The 20,352-nt window shown below is 75.0% G+C and carries 9 protein-coding genes; all 9 read right to left on the bottom strand.

All coding sequences use genetic code 11. From position 1 onward, the window contains the following. Positions 1-7: 7 nt before the first annotated feature. The 9 genes from DDW44_RS33030 to DDW44_RS27530 all read right to left on the bottom strand — a co-directional run bounded on the left by DDW44_RS33030 (position 8) and on the right by DDW44_RS27530 (position 20,294). Positions 8-1,006: a TauD/TfdA family dioxygenase gene (locus DDW44_RS33030; protein WP_108908155.1), complete on the bottom strand. Its 999-nt coding sequence runs from the start codon at positions 1,004-1,006 to the stop codon at positions 8-10. 8 nt (positions 1,007-1,014) lie between these two features. After that, complete coding sequence (locus DDW44_RS27565) at positions 1,015-1,227, bottom strand: MbtH family protein (protein WP_027733649.1); 213 nt, start codon at positions 1,225-1,227, stop codon at positions 1,015-1,017. A 280-nt stretch (positions 1,228-1,507) separates the two neighbouring features. Continuing rightward, entirely contained in the window at positions 1,508-3,019 is a 1,512-nt protein-coding gene (locus DDW44_RS33270; RefSeq protein ID WP_108908154.1) for a cytochrome P450, read from the bottom strand. Next, entirely contained in the window at positions 3,013-3,969 is a 957-nt protein-coding gene (locus DDW44_RS27555) for a thioesterase II family protein (protein WP_244224127.1), read from the bottom strand. Before DDW44_RS27555 ends, DDW44_RS33270 begins: the two co-directional genes overlap by 7 nt. Beyond that, positions 3,966-5,855 carry a non-ribosomal peptide synthetase gene (locus tag DDW44_RS27550; protein ID WP_108908153.1) on the bottom strand — a complete coding sequence of 630 codons (1,890 nt, stop codon included), beginning with the start codon at positions 5,853-5,855 and terminating at the stop codon, positions 3,966-3,968. Before DDW44_RS27550 ends, DDW44_RS27555 begins: the two co-directional genes overlap by 4 nt. A gap of 391 nt (positions 5,856-6,246) precedes the next feature. Further along, the gene (locus DDW44_RS27545) at positions 6,247-10,917 is read right to left on the bottom strand and encodes a non-ribosomal peptide synthetase (protein WP_108908152.1); all 4,671 of its coding nucleotides are present in this window, start codon (positions 10,915-10,917) and stop codon (positions 6,247-6,249) included. A 61-nt stretch (positions 10,918-10,978) separates the two neighbouring features. After that, a complete protein-coding gene (locus tag DDW44_RS27540; protein ID WP_244224126.1) occupies positions 10,979-15,970 on the bottom strand; it encodes a non-ribosomal peptide synthetase in 4,992 nt (1,663 codons plus the stop codon). A 323-nt stretch (positions 15,971-16,293) separates the two neighbouring features. Continuing rightward, positions 16,294-17,577: a glutamate synthase-related protein gene (locus tag DDW44_RS27535; RefSeq protein WP_108908150.1), complete on the bottom strand. Its 1,284-nt coding sequence runs from the start codon at positions 17,575-17,577 to the stop codon at positions 16,294-16,296. Beyond that, the gene (locus DDW44_RS27530; RefSeq protein ID WP_108908149.1) at positions 17,574-20,294 is read right to left on the bottom strand and encodes an amino acid--tRNA ligase-related protein; all 2,721 of its coding nucleotides are present in this window, start codon (positions 20,292-20,294) and stop codon (positions 17,574-17,576) included. The genes DDW44_RS27535 and DDW44_RS27530 overlap by 4 nt, the downstream gene beginning before the upstream one ends. Positions 20,295-20,352 lie beyond the last annotated feature (58 nt).

The raw sequence follows: 20,352 nt of genomic DNA, 5'->3' as shown, positions 1-20,352 counted from the left end.
GACTGCCTCAGGCGGGGACTGCGGCGGTGGGGTGCACCGTGGGCCGGCAGTCCAGGAGGTCCACGGGGCGGCCCATCGCGACGGCGATCCTGCGGTCGCCGCGGAACGGGTCGCGGCCGTGCGCGCACAGCAGGTTGTCGACGAGCATCACGTCGCCCGCCTGCCAGGTCTCGCGGACGGTGGCGGCGTCGTAGGCCGCGTTGAGGGCGTCCACGTCCTCCCGGGACAGCGGCTCGCCGTCGCCGAAGCCGGTGTTGAACGGCAGGCCGTCCGGGCCGAACTCGTCGACCATGGCCTCCCGGATGTCCGGGTCGAGCGACCACTCGTTCCAGAAGGCCAGGTGGTTGAACCAGACCTCCTCGCCGGTGACCGGGTGGTGCACGGTGGCCGAACGCAGCTGGCTGGTGCGCAGGTTGCCGTCCGGCTGCCACTGCCAGGCGATGCCGTTGCGACGGCAGTACCGCTCGACGTCGGCTCGTTCCTCGGTGCCGAAGGCGGTGCGCCAGCCGAGCGAGACGTAGTCCGAGTAGCTGCGTGTGAGGATCCAGCCGGAGGACCGGCCCCGCTCCACCAGGTGGCCGGGGAGCCGGGCGAGGACCTCGCGGACGTCGGCGGTCGGGGTGGCGCCGCCCTCCTCGGGGGCGGTCAGGCAGGCGAAGAGCAGCCGGCCGGGGAAGGTCAGGGTGTAGCTGTTCTCGTTGTGCATCCGGATCGACTGGGCGGGCGGCAGGTCGGTGGACGAGAAGACGCCGTTGCCGTAGTCGCTGCGGGGGGTGGCCTTCTCCCGGTACGGGGTGGGCTCGGGGATCAGTACGTCGCGGACGGCGGCGACGTCCGCGCTCCGCGCCACCGGCAACCCGCGCAGGAAGATCGTGCCGTGCTCGTGCAGGGCGGCGGTCAGCTCGGCCTCGTGCTGCCGCAGCCACTCGCAGGCCTCGGCGAGGTCGGCGGTGACCGGCACACGGGTGAGGGCCGGTCGGCCCGGGTTCAGTTCCCAGGTGGGCATGGCGGCACTCACCGCGGGTCGAGGGCGGCGAGCAGGCTCGCCGGGCGGATGTCGGTCCAGTTGGCCTCGATCCAGTCGAGGCACTCCTGGCGGGGGGCCTCGCCGTGGACGGTGGTCCAGCCGGCCGGCACGTCGATCCAGACCGGCCAGAGCGAGTGCTGGTTCTCGTCGTTGACCAGGACCAGATAGGCGGCGTTGTCGTCCTCGAACGGGTTGCTCATGGTGGTCTCCGTAGGGTGAGAGGTGCTCTGGCGAAGGTGATTGCTCTGCGAAGGTGATTCGAAGGTGGTTCGAAGGTAGGGGCGCCGGACGGGCCCGAGCGGCACAAGCCCCGGCAGCTGAGGGGCAGTTACGGGGCTGCCGCGGCCCGGGCCGCCGCGCGGCGGCTCGGCTGCTGACGGCCCCTGCCGCCGGCCGGGCGGGCGGGGCGGACCGCGAGAACGCCCTGCCGCGGGCCGGTCCGCTGCAGGCGCGCGACGGCCCGCGGCGGGAACCGCCGGGCTACCGGGGGATCAGGCGGACCGGGAAGTGGTCGAGGCCGAAGTTGATGATCGACCTGTTGTGGCGGACCGGCCCGGCCGGCTCGATCAGGGACGTCTTCTCCAGCGCGGCCGAGTACAGCGCGCTCAGCTCGGCCTTGGCCAGCGGCGCGCCGATGCAGTAGTGGGCGCCGAGTCCCAGGGCGAGATGCTTGTTGGGCGAGCGGTCGAGCCGGATCTCCTCGGGCCGGTCGAAGGCCTCCGGGTCGCGGTTGGCGGACCACACCCAGACCGCCACCCGGTCACCGCGCCGGATCCGCTGCCCGCCGAGCTCGATGTCCCTGGTCGCGGTGCGCAGCGTGTGCAGCCCCACCGACGTCCAGCGCAGCAGCTCGTCCACGGCCGAGTCCAGTGACACCTCGCCCCGCTGCAGCATGCGCCACAGGTCGGGCCGCTGGACCAGGGTGTGCAGCCCCATGGCGGCGGTGTGGCGGACGGTCTGGACCCCGCCCACCACGATGTTGTCCAGGTTGAGCACCACGTCCTCGACCGGCAGCAGCCGGCCGCCGACCCGGTAGGTGGCCATCATGGAGATCAGGTCGTCGCGCGGGTCGGTGCGGCGCAGCATCACCTGGTGCAGCAGGTAGGGGATGAGCTGCTGGTGCCCGGCGCGGCGCTCCTCCGGCGTGCGGCCGAGGAACGCGGTGTCGCAGACCCGGACCACCATGTCGCGGTCCGTCTCGGGAACGTCCAGCAGATCGCACATGACCGCGAGCGGCAGCGCGGAGACGACGTCGACGAGGTCCACCTCGCCCTGCTCGACGGCCCGGTCGAAGAGCTCGCCGGCCCGCTCGGCGATCGAGCGGGCGGCGCCGCGTACCCCGCCCTTGGAGAAGAAGGGGTTGGCGGGGGCCCGTAGCTCGCGGTGGCGGGGCGGGTCGGTGAGGGCCATCATCCGGCCCGAGCCGACCGGCACCTTGCCCTCCCCCGAGCCGAGCAGCGATCCGGACTCCGAGCTGAACGCGGCGGCGTTGCGCAGCACGTCCGCCGACTCCCGGTAGGTGAGCACCGACCAGACCGGGCCGTCGTCGACGGTGTCGGTGCGGTGTACGGGTGCCTCGCGGCGCAGTTCGGCGACCAGGGCCGGGGTGCCGGGCCGGGCCCACAGGCCCGGGTCGGTGAGATCGACGGCGGCGGCGAAGGTGGTGGAGGCGGAGGTGGTGGAGGCGGAGGTGGTGGTGGAGGCGGAGGTGGTGGAGGCGGAGGTGGTGGAGGCGGAGGTGGTGGTGGAGGCGGAGGTGGTGGAGGCGGAGGTGGTGGAGGCGGAGGTGGTGGAGGCGGAGGTGGTGGAGGTGGAGACAGGGGCGGTGGCGCCCGTCACGGCGGTCGGGGTGGCCGGGGTCGTCGGGGTCGTCGGGGCGGTGGTGGCGGCGTTCGTGGTCGTGGCGGACGTGGCGGCGCCGGCAGTCGAGGCGTTCGTGCTCGTGGCGGCGGTCGAGGCGGTGGCGTTCGTGCTCGTGGCGGCGGTCAGCATGGCTGCTCCCTGGGGGCGGTGCGGGAAGGGGCCCATGGACGGCGGCCGGTCAGAAGAGAGACCAGCAGGCCGACCGGACCGGTCCGGTCGACGGTGGCGAGCAGATGCCCGCCCGGGACGACGCCGTGGCCGAAGGCGCCGCTGGTGTGGGCGGCCCATCCGGTGAGGGCGGTGGTGGCGAGCGTGGGGTCGTCGGCCCCCGCCAGTGCGTACAGCGCGGAACCGATCGGCGCGTGCGCGCGGTGGCGGTAGGTGGCGCTGACGGCGAGATCGGTGCGGATGGCGCCCAGGGCGAGTTCGGCCAGGTCCGGATCGGCCCCGACCAGCTCGTCCAGGCCGGTGAGTCTGAGCAGCTCCGGCGCGTCCAGGTCCCTGGTCCCGCGCCCGGTCCACTCGGCGGGGCTGGGTGCGCCGGCCACGACCACCAGCTCGGGGCGGCGTTCGGCGGGCAGGGCGCGGGCGACCTCGTAGGCGAGCAGGGCGCCCAGGCTCTGCCCGTAGAAGCCGAACCGGCCGCCGTCGCCGCCGGTCAGGTGCGGGGTGATGGCCTCGGTGACGGCGGCCACCAGGGCTTCGAAGTCCGGCGGCATCGGATGGCGGCTGCGGCCGCCCCGGGCCGGCGGGCGCAGCGCCCAGACCTCGGCGACGGGTGCCAGGGCACGGGCCAGCCGTGTGTAGGCGGTGGCGTCGCCGCCGGCGTGCGGGAAGCAGAACAAGCGTAAGGGGCGGTGGGGTTGGGGCGCGGGGACGAGCAGCCAGTCGCCCTCGGCCCGGGGGCGGGCGGTCCGCGCGGCGGGTGCGCCGTGTGCGGCGGTCGCCGTGGTCGCACCAGTCGCAGTGCTCGCGGCGGTCGCAGTGCTCGCACTCGTACCAGTCACCGCGGTCGCACCGGTCACCGTGGTCGCGGCGGTCGCAGTAGTGGCGGCGGTCCCCGTGGTCGCGGCGGTCACCGGACGGCCGCCCGGCGGGCGGTGAGCGCGGGGCGGGCCTCGGCCGGACCGGCCTGGGCGGCGCGGCGGACGGCCTCGGTGAAGCCCGCCAGGTCGGCGGCGTCCAGCAGGTGGCGGAGCTGGAGTTCGACGTTGAGCCTGCGGCGCAGCAGGTGGACCACGCGCAGGGCGGCGAGCGAGTGGCCGCCGAGGGAGAGGAAGTCGTCGTCCGGTTCGACGCTGGGCACACCGAGCACGGTGCGCCAGACCTCGGCGACCTGCTCGGGCAACCCGGCGGGCGCGCCGGGCCGGCCGGCCGCGTCCGGAGCTGCGGCGTCCGCCGTCGGGGCGGGCAGGGCGCGGTGGTCGACCTTTCCGTTCGGAGTGAGCGGCAGGGCGTCCAGCACGGTCACGGTGGACGGCACCAGATGGCCCGGCAGGGTACGGCGCAGCTCGGCCAGCAGGTCCGCGGAACGGACACCCGCGCCGGTGACGTAGCCGGCCAGCCGACGGTCCCCGGGCGCGGGCTCGTGCACGGTGACCGCGGCGGCGGTGACCCCGGCCAGGGCCCCCAGCGCGTGCTCGACCTCGCCCGGTTCGATCCGGAAGCCGCGGAGCTTGATCTGACGGTCCACCCGGCCGACGTACTCCAGCAGGCCCTCGGCCGAGCGGCGGGCCTGGTCGCCGGTGCGGTACATCCGGGCGCCCGGCTCGGGTGCGAACGGGTCGGCGACGAACCGGCCCGCGGTCAGGCCCGGGTGGCCCGGGTAGCCGTGCGCCAGGCCGCCCCCGGCCAGGTACAGCTCGCCGACCGCGCCGGCGGCCGTCACGGGGGAAAGGCGGTCGTCCAGCAGATAGGCACGGACGCCGGGCAGCGCCTCGCCCAGGTGCGGGCCGGGGCCGGTGATCGGGGTGGTGATCGCGTCGACGGTGCACTCGGTGGGCCCGTACAGATTGAGCGCGTCGATGCCCGCGCCCGCCAGTTCGCGCCAGGTGCGGGCGGGCACTGGCTCGCCGCCCATGAACAGGCGCGGGACGGGGGCTTGGGCCAGCGGCTCGCGGAGCAACTGCCAGTGCGAGGGGGTCAGGTCGAGGTCGGTGACGCCGTGTCCGGCGAGCAGTTCCACGAGACGGGCCGGCTCGGCTCGCCGGGCTTCGTCGATCACCACCAGGGTGTCGCCGCGGCAGATCCGGATCCACTGCTGGACGGAGGCGTCGAAGGAGACGCTGGCGTTCCAGGCGACGACGCCCGGCTCGGGGCGGTAGGCGCCGCTGCGTTCCAGCGCGGCGGCGAGGCCGGCGAGGGCACCGTGCGGGACCTCCACGCCCTTGGGGCGCCCGGTGGAGCCGGAGGTGTGGATGACATAGGCGGAGTCGAGCGCGTGGGGGGTGAATCCGGCCGCGTCGCCGTCGGTTTCCGGGTCGGCCGGAGCGGCGGCTTCCACCGGTGCGGCGGCGTCCGGGCGGAGCACCGGGACACCGGCCGGGACGGGCGGTGCGGTGTCGGCACTGACCACGACGGCGACGCGGGCGTCGGCCGCCGTGAAGGCGATCCGCTCGGCCGGATAGGCCGGGTCGAGCGGGACGTACGCGGCGCCGGCCCGCCAGACGGCGAGCAGCGCGACCGGCAGGTCGGTGGTGCGGGCGAGGTGGACGCCGACCCGGTCGCCGCGCCGGACGCCGTGCGCCCGCAGGGCACGGGCCAGGGCGGCGGTGCGGCGGTCCAGCTCCGCGAAGTCGAGGCTGCCGTCGACGGCGTGCACGGCGGGCCGCCCGGGGTGGGCGGCGACGGCGGCGCGCAGGCGGGACAGCAGGTCGGTGGCGGGGGGCGGGGTGACGAAGGCGGCGGTGGCGGGCGGGGTGCGGACGGGTGGGGTGGCGGGGGACGCATCGGCGAAGGCGGTCATGGGAGGACGCTCCTCGGAGGTCGATGGGGTCAGTGCGGTCGATGGGGTCGGTGCGGTCGGTGAGTTCGGTGCGGTCGGTGCGGTCGGTGCGGTCGGTGAGGTCGGATGACACGGGTCACGACGGGTCACGACGGGTCGCGACGCATCACGGCGGAAGCTGCCGCCTCGGGGCGGCGGTACGGGCGTCGGCGGACGACGGCAGGCGACGGCAGGCGACGGCGGGGCGACGGCGTCACGGCCGCGCCGCCCGGGCGGACCCTTGGCGCGTGCCGGGACGGAGCCCCGGACGAGCGGCCACCCGTGGCGCGTGCCGGACGGAGCGCCGGGTGGGCGGGCGGATACCGCCGTACGCGGCCCTTGGCAGGTGTCCGGCAGCGCGCTCCGCGGCGGGTCAGATACCGGTGGCCATGCGCGCCAGCGCCGTCGCGTAGGCGTCGACGTACTCCTCCGCCGTGGCGTCGTCCACCACCGCGCGCTGGTGGTCCACGGCGAGCAGCACGCGCTGCGAGACCGGGTCCTGGATCAGCGAGGCGCCGAAGGCGAAGCTGTTGGGCTCGTGCCGCAGGGTCGGCTCGCAGCCGATCCGGCCGTCCTCGATCCGGGCCGCGCTGAGCCGGCCCAGCGCATGGAACCGCAGGTAGCCGAACTGGCTGTCGAGCGCGGTGCCGGCCATCATCCGGGCCAGCCGGGCGAACGGCACCCGGCGGTGCGGCATCATGTCCAGCTCCTCCCGGTGCACGTGCCGCACCAGGGCGGCCAGATCCCCGTCCGGCTCGGCGGCCAGCGGGACCGTGTTGAGGAACAGCCCGTACACCTCGGTGCCGCCGAGCCGTTCCAGCCTGCCGTTCATCGCCAGCCCGGTGACGACCCGGCGGCGCCCGGTGATGCGGGCGAGGGCGTGCAGGTGGGCGGCGAGCGCGACCGACTTGACCGGGACGGCGAGCGCGTCGGCGGCCGCGCGCAGCTGCCCGGGGGCGTCGTGCAGCACCCGCTCCACCGTGCGCGGCAGCTCGTGGACGTCCTCGCTGCCGGGCCAGAGCCGGCCGGTGACGCCGTCGAGCCGCCGGTGCCAGTAGGCCAGGGAGTCGGGGTCGGCGGCGGCCGCGCGTTCCACCGCGACGAAGTCCCGGAAGGCGGTGCGCGGCGGCGGGGTGGGCGCGGATTCCGGGTCGGCGGCCAGCGCGGTGTGCCGTTCGAGGATCTCGGTGAGCAGCGAGGTGAAGCTCCAGCCGTCGAGGACGGCGTGGTGCTCGGAGACGGTGAGCTGGAAGGCGCCGTCGGCCAGCCGCTGGACGGTGATCCGGAAGAGCGGTGGTGCGGCGAGGTCGAAGGGCCGGTCCCGATGGTGCTCGAAGACGCGGCGTACCTCCTGGTCCTGCTCCTCCTCCGGCGCCCCGCGCAGGTCCGCGAACTCGACCGGCACGGGCAGCGTGCCGTGTACCAGCTGGAGCGGTTCGCCGTAGCCGGAGAGGTCGAGGCCGGTGCGCAGGACGGCGTGCCGGGCCATCGCCTCGGCGACCGAGCGGCGGAAGGCGGTCTCGTCCAGGTCACCGGTGATGCGGTAGGAGTTGACGTTGTGGTAGCTGTCGGTGCCGCCGGCGACCTCCATGTGGAAGACCATGGAGAGCTGCATCGAGACCATCGGGTACGCGTCGACGATCCCGGGCGGCAGGTCGGCCCGGTCCTCGTCGGTGATCAGGGCGAACGGCCGGTCCGCGGCGGGGTCGGCGGCCACCGGGCGGGCCAGCGGCAGCAGGGCGGCGACGGTGGGGGCGTTGAAGACGTCCCGCAGGGTGACCTGCCAGCCCCGTTCGTGCAGGGCGCCCGCGAGCTGGACGGCGCGGATGGAGTCCCCGCCGAGATGGAAGAAGTCGTCGTGGACGCCGATCCCGCCGACGCCGAGCACCTCCGTCCAGACGCCGGCGAACAGCTCCTCCTCCGGCGTGCGCGGCTCGACGTGCCCCCCGTCGGGGGTGGGCGCGGCCCGGTCGGGGGCGGGCAGCGCGGCCCGGTCGACCTTGCCGTTGACGGTGAGCGGCAGCGCGTCCAGCACGGTGAAGCTCGCCGGGATCATGTACTCGGGCAGTGTGCGTGCGAGGAAGGCCCGCAGGTCCCGGGGCTCGGCGGGTGAGCGCCCGGTGAGGTACGCGGCGAGCCGGTCCTGGTGCACGGTGACCACGCAGGCGTCCACCTCGGGGTGGGCGGCGACGGCGTTCTCGATCTCGCCGAGCTCGATCCGGAATCCGCGCAGCTTCACCTGGAAGTCCGCCCGGCCGACGTACTCGAGACCGCCGTCGGGCAGCCGTGTGGCGATGTCGCCGGTCCGGTAGAGCCGGGCGCCGGGCGGTCCGTAGGGGTCGGCGACGAAGCGGCCGGCGGTGAGGCCGGGGCGGCCCCAGTAGCCGTGCGCGAGGCTGCCGCCGCCGATGTACAGCTCGCCGGGGACGCCGGGCGGGCAGGGGCGGAGCCATCCGTCCAGGACGAGCGCGGTGAGGTGCGGCATGGGTTCGCCGACCGGACTGCGCCCGATGCCCGCGCCGCCCTCGGCCATGTCGTGGACGGTGACGTCGTGGACGGTGACGTGGACGGTGGTCTCGGTGATGCCGTAGAGGTTGCAGAGCCGGGCGGGCGGCCTCGGGTCGAGGCCGTACCAGCGCTGGACGACGCCCGGGTCGAGCGCCTCGCCACCGAGCATGATCCACCGCAGTGCGGGCAGGGCCCGCGGGTGCCGGCGCAGCGCCGGTTCGAGCTGGCGCAGCGCCGAGGGCGTGAGGCAGAGATGGGTGACCCGTTCCCCGTCGATCAGGGCGGCGAACTCGTCGGGTGAGCGGCTGGTGAGGTAGGGGACGACGACCAGGCGGCCGCCGTGCAGCAGCGCGCCCCAGAGTTCCCAGACCGTCCAGTCGAAGGCGTAGCTGTGGAACAGCGTCCAGACCGTCTCCGGGCCGAAGCCGAAGTGGTCCCGGCCGGAGTCGAGGAGGCGGCTGACGTGCTCGTGGGCGACGGCGGCGCCCTTGGGGCGGCCGGTGGAGCCGGAGGTGAAGATGAGGTAGGCGAGGTCGCCGGGGCGGCCGGTGGCCGGAGGCCGGGTGGCCGGGTGAGCGGCGATCTCCTCGGCCCGGGCGGCGACGTCGAGGGTCTGCCAGGGGCCGTCCGGGGCGCGGTCGGGCCGGTCGGTGAGGAGCAGGGTGACGGCGGTGTCACCGAGGACCAGGGCGGCCCGGCCGGCCGGGGCGGCGAGGTCGACCGGCACATAGGCCGCGCCGGTCTTCAGCACGGCCAGGATCGCGACCGGCACGGCGGCGGTGCGCTCCAGCAGCAGGCCGACCCGGTCGCCCGGGCGCACCCCCCGGGCGAGCAGGGCATGGGCCAACCGGTTGGCGCGGCGGTCGAGTTCGGCGTAGCTGAGGGTGCCCTCCGGGTCGCTCACGGCGGGCCGGTCGCCGTACGCGTCGACCGCCCGCTCGAAGAGCCGGTGCAGGCAGTGGCCCGGTTCGAGCCGGGCGGGGCGGTGCGGCCGCCCGCCGGAAGTGAGCCGGAGCACGGTGGCGTCCGGGTCGGCGAGGGCTGCGTCGAGCAGCTTCGCATAGTCGGCGGCGAGCCGGCGCACGGTGCCGGCGTCGAAGAGGTCGGTGCTGTACTCGACCTCGCCGCGCAGTTCACCGCCGTCGGTGCCGCCGAAGACGGACCAGGTGAGGTCGAACTTGCTGGTGCCGTTGGAGCGGACGGTGCGCTCGGCGGTGGCGGCACCGAGCCTCAGCGGTGCGCGGTCCTCGTCGTGGGCACCGAACACCACCTGGACCAGCGGCGGGTGCTGCGGGGTACGGGGGGTGCCGAGCAGGTCGACCAGCTGGTCGAAGGGGACGTCGAGGTGGCCGAACGCGTCGAAGGCGCCGTCCTGGAGGCCGGCGAGCAGCCCGCGGAAGGTGGCGCGGGGGTCGAGCCGGACGCGCAGTGGCAGCAGGTTGACGAAGTAGCCCAGCAGATCGCCGAGTTCGGGGCGGTTGCGGGTGGTGACCGGGGTGCCGACGAGCAGGTCGTCGGCGCCGGTCCGGCGCCCCATCAGCAGGGCGAACGCGGCGAGCTGGACGGTGAACGGGGTGACGCCCTCCTGTTCGGCGAGCGCCCGGACCCGGGCCGCGGTGCCGGGGGCGAGGCCGAACGCCTCGGTCGCGCCGCGGTGGCTGCGCTCGGCGGGACGCGGCCGGTCGCCGGGCACCTCCAGCAGGGTGGGGGCGCCGTCGAGAAGCTGTTTCCAGTGGGCGAGGTGCTCCTCGTAGGAGGTGCGCCGCTCTTCCTCCGCCCAGTCCGCGTACTGGGTGGTGAGCACCGGCAGCCGGGGGGCCCGCTGTTCGCCGAGCGCGCTGCAGAACTCGGTGATCTCGCGTTCGAAGAGCTCGGCCGACCAGCCGTCCCAGACGATGTGGTGGACCACGAACAGGAGCGTGGTGCGGTCGTCGGCGAGCCGGAACGCCTCGGCGCGCAGCAGCGGGCCCGCGGTCAGGTCGAACGGCGCGGCGGCCCGTTCGGCGATCAGCCGCTCCGCGCGGTCGCCCCGTTCGGGTTCGGGCAGCGTGCGGAGGTCGGTGACGGCGAGAGGCACGGCGAGGGTGCGGTGGACCCGCTGGCGCGGTCCGTCGGGGTGCAGGGCGAAGGTGGTGCGCAACGCCTCGTGCCGGTCGACCACGCCGTCCAGCGCCCGCTGGAGCAGCGCCAGGTCGAGGGGACCGGTGACGTCGTACGTCCAGGGCGTGGTGTACGTGGCGGCCTGCGGGTTCCAGCGGTCCAGGAACCACAGGCCCCGCTGGAGGCCCGAGACGGGCGCGGTACGGGCCAGACCGGCGGGTGGTTCGACCGGCGGTACGGCCAGACCGGTGGCCGGTTCGACCGGCGATACGGCCAGATCGGGGGTCGGCGGAGCGGCACGTTCATCGGCGAACGGCGGCGCGGAAGTCGGCGGCACGGGGGTCGGCGGCGCGGCGGACGGCGGCCCGGCAGGTTCATCGGCGAACGGCGGCCCGGGGGTCGGCGGCGCGGCGGGCAGGTCGGCGGACGGGCTCACGGCCTCGTTCCCTTCGTTCGGGCGGGTGGGCTGGCGGGCCGGCTGTCCTGCCGGCGGGTCATCACGCGGCCATCCGTTCGGCGATGGCGCCGACCGTCCGGCCGCGGAAGACCGCCTGCGGCGGGACCCGGGTGCCAGTCTGCTGGGAGAGCCGCATGGCGACCCGTACGGCGGCCAGCGAGTTGCCGCCGACGCGGAAGAAGTCGGCGTCCGGGCCGAGGTCCTCGGCCAGGCCCAGTACGGCGCGGACGGCGTCGGCGACGAGCCGCTGCTCCGGGGTCAACGGGTCGGCCGGGGCCGCCGCGGAGCGCTCGGCCGGGGCGGGCAGGGCCCGCCGGTCGACCTTGCCGTTGGGGTTGAGCGGCAGCGCGTCCAGCACGTCGAGCGTGGCGGGCACCATGTGCTCGGGCAGCAGAGCGGACAGATGGTCGAGCAGCGTTTCCGGGTCGGCGACCGGAGTTCCGGCCGCGGTGGTGACGTACGCGGCGAGCCGGCGGTCGCCCGGGGCCGGCTCGTGGACGGTGACGGCGGCCTCCCGCACCGACGGGTGGCGGGTGAGCGCGTCCTCGATCTCCCCGGGCTCGACCCGGAAACCGCGGATCTTCACCTGGTCGTCGGTCCGGCCGGTGATCTCCAGCAGTCCCTCCGCGGTCCGGTGGCCGAGGTCGCCGGTGCGGTAGAGCCGCTCGCCGGGCGCTCCGAACGGGGAGGCGACGAACCGCTCGGCGGTCAGGCCGGGCCTCCCGACGTAACCGAGGGCGAGGCCGCCGCCGGACGCGTACAGCTCGCCGGTGGCGCCGTCCGGGACGGGACGCAGAGCCTCGTCGAGGACGTGGATCGCCTTGCCGTGCAGCGGGTGGCCGATCGGGATGGAGGCTCCGGCGGCGTCCTGACGGGTGACACGGTGGCAGGTGGTGAGGCCGAGGCTCTCGACCGGGCCGTAGCCGTTGGCCACGACCAGGTCCGGGTGCTGCTCCAGGGCCTTGCCGACATGGGTGACGGAGGCCCGCTCGCCGGCGGTGAAGGCCACCCGGAGGTCGTCGTAGGTCTCCGGGAGCTCCTCCAGCAGGAAGTTGAACAGACTGGCGGAGAGCTGGAGTTGGGTGACGCCGTGGCGGCGGGTGAGTTCGGCGACGGTCTGCGGGTCGGGCCGCTGGCCGGGCTGGAGCACGCACACCCCGCCGAAGGCCAGGGCGCCGTACAGCTCCAGGGCGAAGGCGTCCCAGGACACCGGGGAGCACTGGAGCCAGACCTCGTCGGGTCCGAAGCGGGCGTAGTCCTGGCCGAGGTAGGTGGTGGTGAGGGCGCGGTGCGGGACGGCGACGCCCTTGGGCCGGCCGGTGGAGCCGGAGGTGAACATCACGCAGGCGAGGTCGGCGCCGGTGACCGGCAGGCCCGGGTCGTGGGCGGGGCGGGCCGCGACGGCTGCTGCGGCGGCGTCCAGGTCGAGGTGGCGGGCGACCGGGAACGGCGGGCTCGCGTTGCCGTGGGTGACCAGCAGGGCGGCACCGCAGTCGGCGGCCGCGCGGGCCAGCCGCTCGGCCGGGAAGTCCGGATCGAGCAGGGTGTAGGCGGCACCGGCCTTCAGCGCGGCGAGCAGGGCGACCACCAGTTCCGGTCCGCGCTCGGTCAGGACGGCGACGGTGTCGCCGCGGCCGATGCCCCGGCCCCCGAGGTGGTGGGCGAGTCGGTTGGCCCGCTCGTTGAGGGTTCCGTAGTCGATGCGGTCCTCGCCGTGGATCAGGGCGAGCGCATGCGGGTCCCCGGCGGCCCGGTCCTCGAACAGTCTGTGCACCGGCGCTTCCACGGCGGCGGCGAGCGTGCCCAGCCAGGCGTCGCACAGGCCGGCCATGGTGGCCGGGTCGAACAGGTCGGAGTCGTACTCGAAGCGGCCGGTGAAGTCGGTGCCCCGGTCGTCGACGGAGATCGAGAGGTCGAAGCGGGAGACCGGGTTGGAGTGGAGCTCGCGGGTGACCTCGGTGCCGCCGATGGTCAGCGGGCCGGTGTCCAGCGGGTGGAGTTCCAGGAGCACCTGGCAGAGCGGGTTGCGGTCCTCGGTCCGGTCGTCGGGGCGCTCCGCCATGACGGCGCCGACGATGGAGTCGAACGGCGCCTCCTGGTGGCGGTAGCCGCCGATCGCCACCTCACGGACATGCCGGATCAGCTCGCGGAAGTCCATCCCCTCCCCGAGCCGGACGCGCAGCGGCAACAGGTTGACGAAGTAGCCGATCAGCGCGTCGAGTTCGGCCCGGCCGCGGACACTCACCGGGGCGCCCAGCACCAGGTCGCGCTGCCCGGTGCGCCGATGCAGGGTCAGCGCCAGCCCGGCCAGCAGCACCATGAACGGGGTCGCGTCCTCGCTGCGGGCCAGCGCGCGGACGGCCTCGGCGACCGGGCGGGGCATCGCGAAGCGGTGGAACGCACCCCGGAACGACCGGTGTCCGGGACGCGGCCGGTCGGTGGGGAGCGCGGGCCCGGCGGGCGCGTCGCGCAGTTGCTCGCGCCAGTAGTCCAGTTGCCTCCCGGCGGTGCCGTCCCGGTGCTGAGCACTGCTGTAGTCGGCGTACTGGACGGGGAGTTCGGGCAGCCCTGCGGGCCTTCCGGTGGCCAGGGACTCGTACAGGGCGCCGAGTTCGGCCTCGAGAACGGGAAGCGATCCCTCGTCCCAGACGATGTGGTGGAAGAGCAGCAGCAGGGTGGACGTCACGCCGGTGCGGTAGAGACGGGCGCGAACCAGCGGGCCGGTCTCCAGGTCGAAGGGCACCAGCGCCGCCTCGGCGATCAGGTCGTCCAGGGCGGCCTCGGTGGTCTCCACGACGGTGAACGGCAGCTCCCCGGGAGGGGCCTCCCCAGGCCCACCGGCCGCAGGGGCCGGGGCCTCCCCAGGCCCACCGGCCGCAGGGGCCGGGGCCTCCCCAGGCCCACCGGCCGCAGGGGGTGGGGCCTCCCCAGGCCCACCGGCCGAAGGGGGTGGGGCCTCCCCAGGCCCACCGGGCCTAGGGGAAAGATGGACCACCTGCCGGGGCCCCTCCTCGCCCAGCTCGAAGGTGGTGCGCAGCACTTCGTGCCGGTCGACCACACCGGCCAGCGCCCGGCGCAGCAGCTCCGGGTCGACGGGACCTGCGAAGCGGAACACCCAGGGCACGTTGTAGGTGGGCGCGCCCGGGTTCCACTGGTCCAGGACCCAGAGCCCCCGCTGGAAGTCGGAGAGCGGCGCCTCGGTGGCACCGGTGCGCTGCAGCGCGGGGCGTTCGCCCGCGCCAGGGGCCGCGGACACCGCGGCGGCGAACTCGGCGAGGGTCGGCGCGTCGAAGATGGTGTACGGGGAAACCATGCCGAACGCGTCGAAGACCCGGCCGACCACGCGCACGGCGGTGAGCGAATCACCACCCAGGTGGAAGAAGTTGTCGTCGGCTCCGATCTCGGGCACCCCGAGCACGTCCGCCCAGACGGCTGCGATCAGCTGCTCGGCCGGCGTGCGCGGCGGTCGGCGGCGGGCCGCCGGTGCGGCGGGCCGGGCCGGGGGCTCGGGCAGCGCCGCCCGGTCCACCTTGCCGCCGGCGGTCAGCGGGAAGGCGGCCAGCGGGGTGACGGTCGCCGGGACCATGTACTCGGGGAGCCGCTCGGCCAGATGGGCGCGCAGTTCGGCGGCGTCGGGGGCGGTACCGGTCACATAGGCGGCGAGCCGGCCCTGGTGCGCCACCACGACCGCTCCGGCAACTCCCGGGTGCCCGGCCAGCACCTGCTCGATCTCGCCCGGCTCGACCCGGAAACCGCGGATCTTCACCTGGTGGTCGGCGCGGCCGACGAACTCCAGCACGTCACCCGTACCGGATCGCCGAACCAGGTCGCCGGTGCGGTACATCCGGGCGCCCGGCTCGGGCGCGAAGGGGTCCGCGACGAACCGGCCGGCCGTCAGACCGGGGCGGCCGTGGTAGCCGGTGGCCAGCAGGGACCCACCGAGGTACAGCTCGCCTGACTCACCTGGCTCCACCGGCCGCAGCCTGTCGTCCAGCACATACGCGCGGCGATCGCCGAGCGGGCGGCCGATCGGTACCGTGTCGCCCTCCCCCGCCGCCGGGCCCGCCTGCTCGTGGACGGTGGCGGTGACCACCGTCTCGGTCGGCCCGTAGGCGTTGAGCAGCGGCACGCCGGTGGCGGCCCACCAGCCGGCGGCGGCGTCCGGGTGGAGCCGGTCGCTGCCGGAGATCATGAGGCGGAGGGTGCGCGGCGCACGGGCGCCCTCCCGCAGCGCGGCCACCACCTCCTCGAAGTAGCCCGCCGCGACATTGGCCACGGTGACGCCCTCGGCGTCCAGCAGTTCCAGCAGGGCCACCGGGGCGAGCAGTTGCCGCTCGGGCACCACGACGCAGGCACCGGACGAGAGGGCGGTGAGCACCTGCTCGACGGCCACGTCCACGGCCGGGCGGGCGAAGTGCAGCACCACGTCGTCCTCGGTGAGGCCGAAGCGCTCGACGGCGGCGGCCAGGTGGGCGTTCAGCGCGGGGAGCGGAACGTGCACGCCCTTGGGGCGCCCGGTGGTGCCGGAGGTGTACACGAGGTAGCCGGCGGTGGTCCCGCGACCGTGCCGGCCCTGGTCCGGCTCGTTCGGGGGACCACCCAGGCCGTCCGGCGTGCCGAGCCCGGTGAGCCCGCCGAGTCCACGGCGCTCGCCGAATCCGCCCCGTCCGACGGGTGCGACGGGTCCGACGGGTCCGACGGGCGCAACGAGTTCGAGGAGTTCGCCGTCGGTCAGGGCGAGCGTGGCCCCGGCGTCCTCGCGGATCCAGCGGTTTCGCTCCTCGGGCGCCTCCCGGTCCAGCGGCAGGTAGGTGGCGCCCGCGCGGAGGGCGGCAAGCAGGCCGACCACGTGGTCGAGCCGGTCCCGGCCGGTGACGGCCACCGTCCGCCCGGGGGCGATACGGGCGGCGAGGGCACCGCTCAACTCGTCCAGCTCCCGGTACGCGACGGTCCGGGCGCCGAGCCGCAGGGCCGGACGGTCCGGGAAGCGACGCGCGACGGATATGAAGGGGAAACCGCGAGATTCCATCATCCAACCCCGATGAATTAACGACGCTGCGGGCATGAGCGGTCTCGACGATAGGGCGGCATTCCCGGTCCGATCGGCAGAACGTCCGGAAGACCATCGGCAGTTTGAACTGCCTCTCACTTGTGAGCCGTTGCCGCGAAAAGCACGGCTGGCCGGGACATTGAGCGGCCACCACAGCGGGCTTCGGGAAAAGCCTCGGCCGGCCGCGGGAGCAGCCCCGGGTCAGCCGACTGCGGGAACAACATGTGTCAGCCGGCCGTGGGAACAGCACGTGTCAGCCGACCGCGGAAAAGCCTCGGCCGGCCGGCCGCGGGAGCAGCCCCGGGTCAGCCGACTGCGGGAATTGCTGCCGAATCCGGGAATTCCGGTGCCCACACGTCGTCCCGGTCCAGCGCGCCCGGCGCGTATTTCCCGAGCGCGCTGATCAGCAGGCGGAGTTCGAGCGCGAGGCATTGTGCGAACCGCGTCAGCCCGGCCCGCGGGTCCTCGGCCGCGGCGAGCAGCGCCGCCCGGCCCAGACCCACCGCCCGGGCCCCGAGCGCCAGGCTCTTCACCGCCCTGCCGCCCTCCCAGATCCGTCCCGACACCAGCAGGCACGGCGGGGGGCCCGCTTTCGCCAGCCGGCGCAGGCACTCCGCCAGCGGCAGGCCGACCCGGGCCGGGAAGGCGTCCGGCGCCCAGCCGGTGCCACCCTCGGCACCGTCGACCGTGACGGCGTCCGCGCCCGCCTCGGCGGCCACCCGGGCGGCCTCGGCGACGTCCCGGCCGGGGTGCAGCTTCACCCATACCCGGGCCCGGGGGAAGTTGTTGCGCATCAGCCGGATCTGCTGGCGCAGGATCTCCGCCGTGAACGTGCCGGGGGTGCCGGAGCGCAGCACCCGGCCGTCGCCGAAGACGTCGTCCAGCCCGTACCGGTCGCCGAGCCGCGCGGCCGACTCCGCGTCCAGCACGGTCATCCCGCCGAGGCCCGGCTTGGCTCCCTGCCCGAGCTTCAGCTCGAAGGCCAGCCGACCGGACTCGAGCAGCGGCAGTGCCGCCGGGTCGCTGTAGACGAGGTTCCACACCTCGGCGTCGGCGTCCTCGGTGGACTGCTGGACGGCGACCCCGCCCTGTCCGTCGGCGAGTTCCCCCGCGTAGGCGCGGAGGCGGCCGAGGAGTGCGCGGTCCGCGGGCTCGCCGAGCCGGCCGTAACCGCCGACCGGGACGACGTTCTCGCCGATCACCATGGGGAGGCCGAGTGCCCCCGCCTGCCTGCTGAGCGCGAGGCCGAGGTCGCCGCCCGCTGCCCGGGTGGAGCCGAGTGCGGACACGTACACCGGCAGGGTGGAGGCGAACCCGCCGATGCTGGTGCCCAGTTCGACGTCGCGGTAGTCCGGCTCGCGTCCGAGGTCGATCAGCCGGGCGAGCCGCTGCGGCATGAAGACGGGTGGGACGATCCTCAGCGCGTCGAGCGGATCCCGCTCGCCGTCGGGATGCCGGTCGCCCCGGTGCTCCGCGCCGAACAGGACCCGGCCGTACTCGCCGGGCGGCGGGAAGGCCGCCGCCGCCCCGGCCCGGGCACGCCGGCGGACCTCCTCCTCGGGGAAGCCGGGCGCCGAGAGGTCGCTCACGGCGACACCACCCCCGCCACCTTGGGGAAGGCACTGGCCTGCCAGACCGCGTCCAGCCCGGCGACATAGCGGGTCAGCCGCTCGACCCCGATGCCGAAACCGGCGCTGCCCGGCACGCCCTCGCGTACCAGGTCCAGGTACCAGCGGTACTTCTGCGGGTTCTCGCCGGTCTCCCGCATCCGGGTGACGATCTCCGCGTAGTCGTTGGTGCGCCGGCTCCCGCTGCACAGCTCGCCGTAGCCCTCGGCCGCGATCAGGTCGAAGTTGCAGAGCAGGCCCGGCTGTTCCGGACTCTCCCGGTCGTAGAAGCCGCGCGAGCCCTTCGGGTAGTCGGTGACGAAGAACGGCCGGTCCCGCTGCGCGGAGAGCAACGCCTCCCCGTCCCAGTCGAGTTCGGCGTCGCGGCTCTGCGGGTGGCCGAGGCCCCGCAGCTCGGCGACCGCCTCGGCGTGCCGGATCCGGGCGAAGGAGCCCTTCAGCAGCTCGGTGAAGGCGTCCACGTCCCGTCCGAGTTCGGCGAACTCCTTGGGCAGCTCACTGATCGCGCTGCCGACCATGTGCACCACCAGCTCCTCCACCAGCCGGACGGCGTCGTCCCTGGTCGCACCGGCCATCTCGACGTCGAGCTGGTGGAACTCGGCCAGGTGCCGGCTGGTGCCGGCGGTCTCCAGCGGCTCCAGCCGGACGTTGGGGGCGATGCAGAAGATCTTGTCGAAGGCCAGCAGGGAGGCCTGCTTGTAGAGGATGGCGCTCGTCATCAGCTTGTAGCGGTGGCCGTAGAAGTCGACGTCGACCTGCTTGGAACCGCGCGAGCCGGGATCGGTGACCGGTCCGATGATCGGCGGGAGCAGCTCGGTGAAACCCTGCTCGCGCAGGAATCCGCGTGCCGCGAGCAGGAGGTGGTGCTGGATCCGGAGTGCGCTGCGTGTGGTCGGTGCGGTCAGGTGGCGGCCGGGGTCGGGGATCGGTGCGGCGGCCGTGAGCCGGTCGGTGGTCATGGTGTGGCGGGTCCCAACTCTCGTCGTGGCGTGGACGTCGTGCGGGGTGGTACGGCCGTGCGGGGCGGCGGGAGGTACGGGTACGCGGGGCGATGGCGGCGTACGGGGCGTGCCGGGCGGTAGCGGCGTGCCGGACGGTAGCGGTGTTCGGGGTGTACGGGGCGTACGAGGTGTGCCTGGCGGTAGGGCCGTAGAGGGAGGTACGGGCGTCCCGGGCGGGGATGGTGTTACGGGTGTGCGGGGACGTACGGCCGTGCGGAGTGTGCCGGGAGGTATGCGCGTCTCCGCGCCGGCGCCGACGTCCGCCCATACGGAGGCGCCGGCATCCACCCGTGCGACGGCGACGGCGTCCGGCCGTGCGGCGTCCGGCGCTGCGGCGGCGCGGGCGTCGTAGGTCCGCTGGACATGGGAGAGCGCCGAGAGGAGCCCGGCCGAGCCGAGGATCGGCGGACGCGGGCCACCCTCCGCCAGCCCGGCGATCGGCATGGACCCGACGTTCGACCAGTGCAGCCGGCCGTCGGGCGCGAGCGAACTCCGGGCCCGGCCGGCGTTGTCGGGGTGCAGGCAGTAGGGGACGTCCAGATAGCCGGCCGCGAAGGCCCGGATCAGCGCCCGGCCGATGTCGGCGTCCAGTTCGAGCACCGCGCCGATCAGCGCCCGCGCCTCGGCCTCGATTCCGGTGTCCCCGACTCCGGTGTCCCCGACGTGGGTGCCGGGGACACCGCCCGTCGCTGGGCGGGCGCGCTCGGCGGCGGCTGCGGCGGCGGCCGTCTCCAGGGCCCGGACGTTCTCGCCCACGGTCGGGATCCGGTGCGCCTCGGCGGTGGTCTTGACTATCAGCCGGGCCGCACCCGCCCGCACCGCCAGCCGGGCCGCGTCCTGCAGCAGCAGCGTGGCGCCGCCGGGCGTGCGCGGGAAGACACCCATGTAGGCGTAGAGGACGACATGGTGCTCGACGTCCGGCAGCAGTTCGCGGGCCAGCCGCCCGAGCACGGTCAGGGCCTCCTCGTCCTGGCGCGGGTCGGCCTGCTGTGCGTAGCTGAGCGACACAGCGCGCAGCCCGTGCTGACGGAAGAACAGTGCCTCCAGCACGCTGACCGCGATCAGCAGGCTCGGCGGGCAGAGCTGGCCCATCAGGCAGCCGCCGAACGTCTCCAGGTGCGGTTCTGCGCCGAACTCCGCGGCTGAGGCCAGCAGTTCGCAGCCGCGCCGCCAGCCGGCGACCGCCTCGCGCAGCGGCGTCCGGCTGTACGGCAGGCAGTACGAGACCGGACCGCCCTCGGTGGCGTCCAGACCGACGGCGAGCAGCGCACGGACGATGTGCTCGGGCACGGCCGAGCCGTGCCGGACCTGCACCGGGAATCGTCCGTCCGCGACGCTCCTCAGCACGGTGCGGGTGGTGTCCGCGGAGTGAGTGGCGATCGGGTAGCCGTTCAGGCCGGCCCCCTCGGCGAGCGCACGCCGGGCGGCCGCGAGGTCGCCGGTGCGGGTGTAGCTGTCGAGCGTGATGGTGCCGACGGTGACGGCGTCCGCGTTTCGGGTGGCGCGGAGGCCGTCGCGCATCCGCAGCGGATCGGCCATGCCCATCCTGGGCTGTACCACCAGTGCTCCGGCGGCCCGGGCCCGGGCGACGAAGGCGCCGAACCCGGAGGCCGGGAGGGCGGGGGTGTCCGGGCGCGCGGCGAGGCCGTCGCCCGCGCCGCCGCGGGAGCCGCTCACAGCGGCGCCCCCGATCCGGCACGCAGCGCATCACGCCCGACGGGCATCGCCCCGGGCC

The sequence above is a fragment of the Streptomyces tirandamycinicus genome (assembly GCF_003097515.1).
GTDB classification, from domain to species: domain Bacteria; phylum Actinomycetota; class Actinomycetes; order Streptomycetales; family Streptomycetaceae; genus Streptomyces; species Streptomyces tirandamycinicus.
The sequence above is the reverse complement of the archived record's forward strand: the minus strand, read 5'-3'. Positions and strand labels throughout refer to the sequence as shown.

What these genes read in the sequence shown, in the direction of transcription:
- DDW44_RS27565 (WP_027733649.1), bottom strand. Translation starts at nt 1,227, where the DNA reads ATGAGCAACCCGTTCGAGGACGACAACGCCGCCTATCTGGTCCTGGTC.
- DDW44_RS27540 (WP_244224126.1), bottom strand. Translation starts at nt 15,970, where the DNA reads ATGATGGAATCTCGCGGTTTCCCCTTCATATCCGTCGCGCGTCGCTTC.
- DDW44_RS27550 (WP_108908153.1), bottom strand. Translation starts at nt 5,855, where the DNA reads ATGACCGCCTTCGCCGATGCGTCCCCCGCCACCCCACCCGTCCGCACC.
- DDW44_RS33270 (WP_108908154.1), bottom strand. Translation starts at nt 3,019, where the DNA reads ATGCTGACCGCCGCCACGAGCACGAACGCCACCGCCTCGACCGCCGCC.
- DDW44_RS33030 (WP_108908155.1), bottom strand. Translation starts at nt 1,006, where the DNA reads ATGCCCACCTGGGAACTGAACCCGGGCCGACCGGCCCTCACCCGTGTG.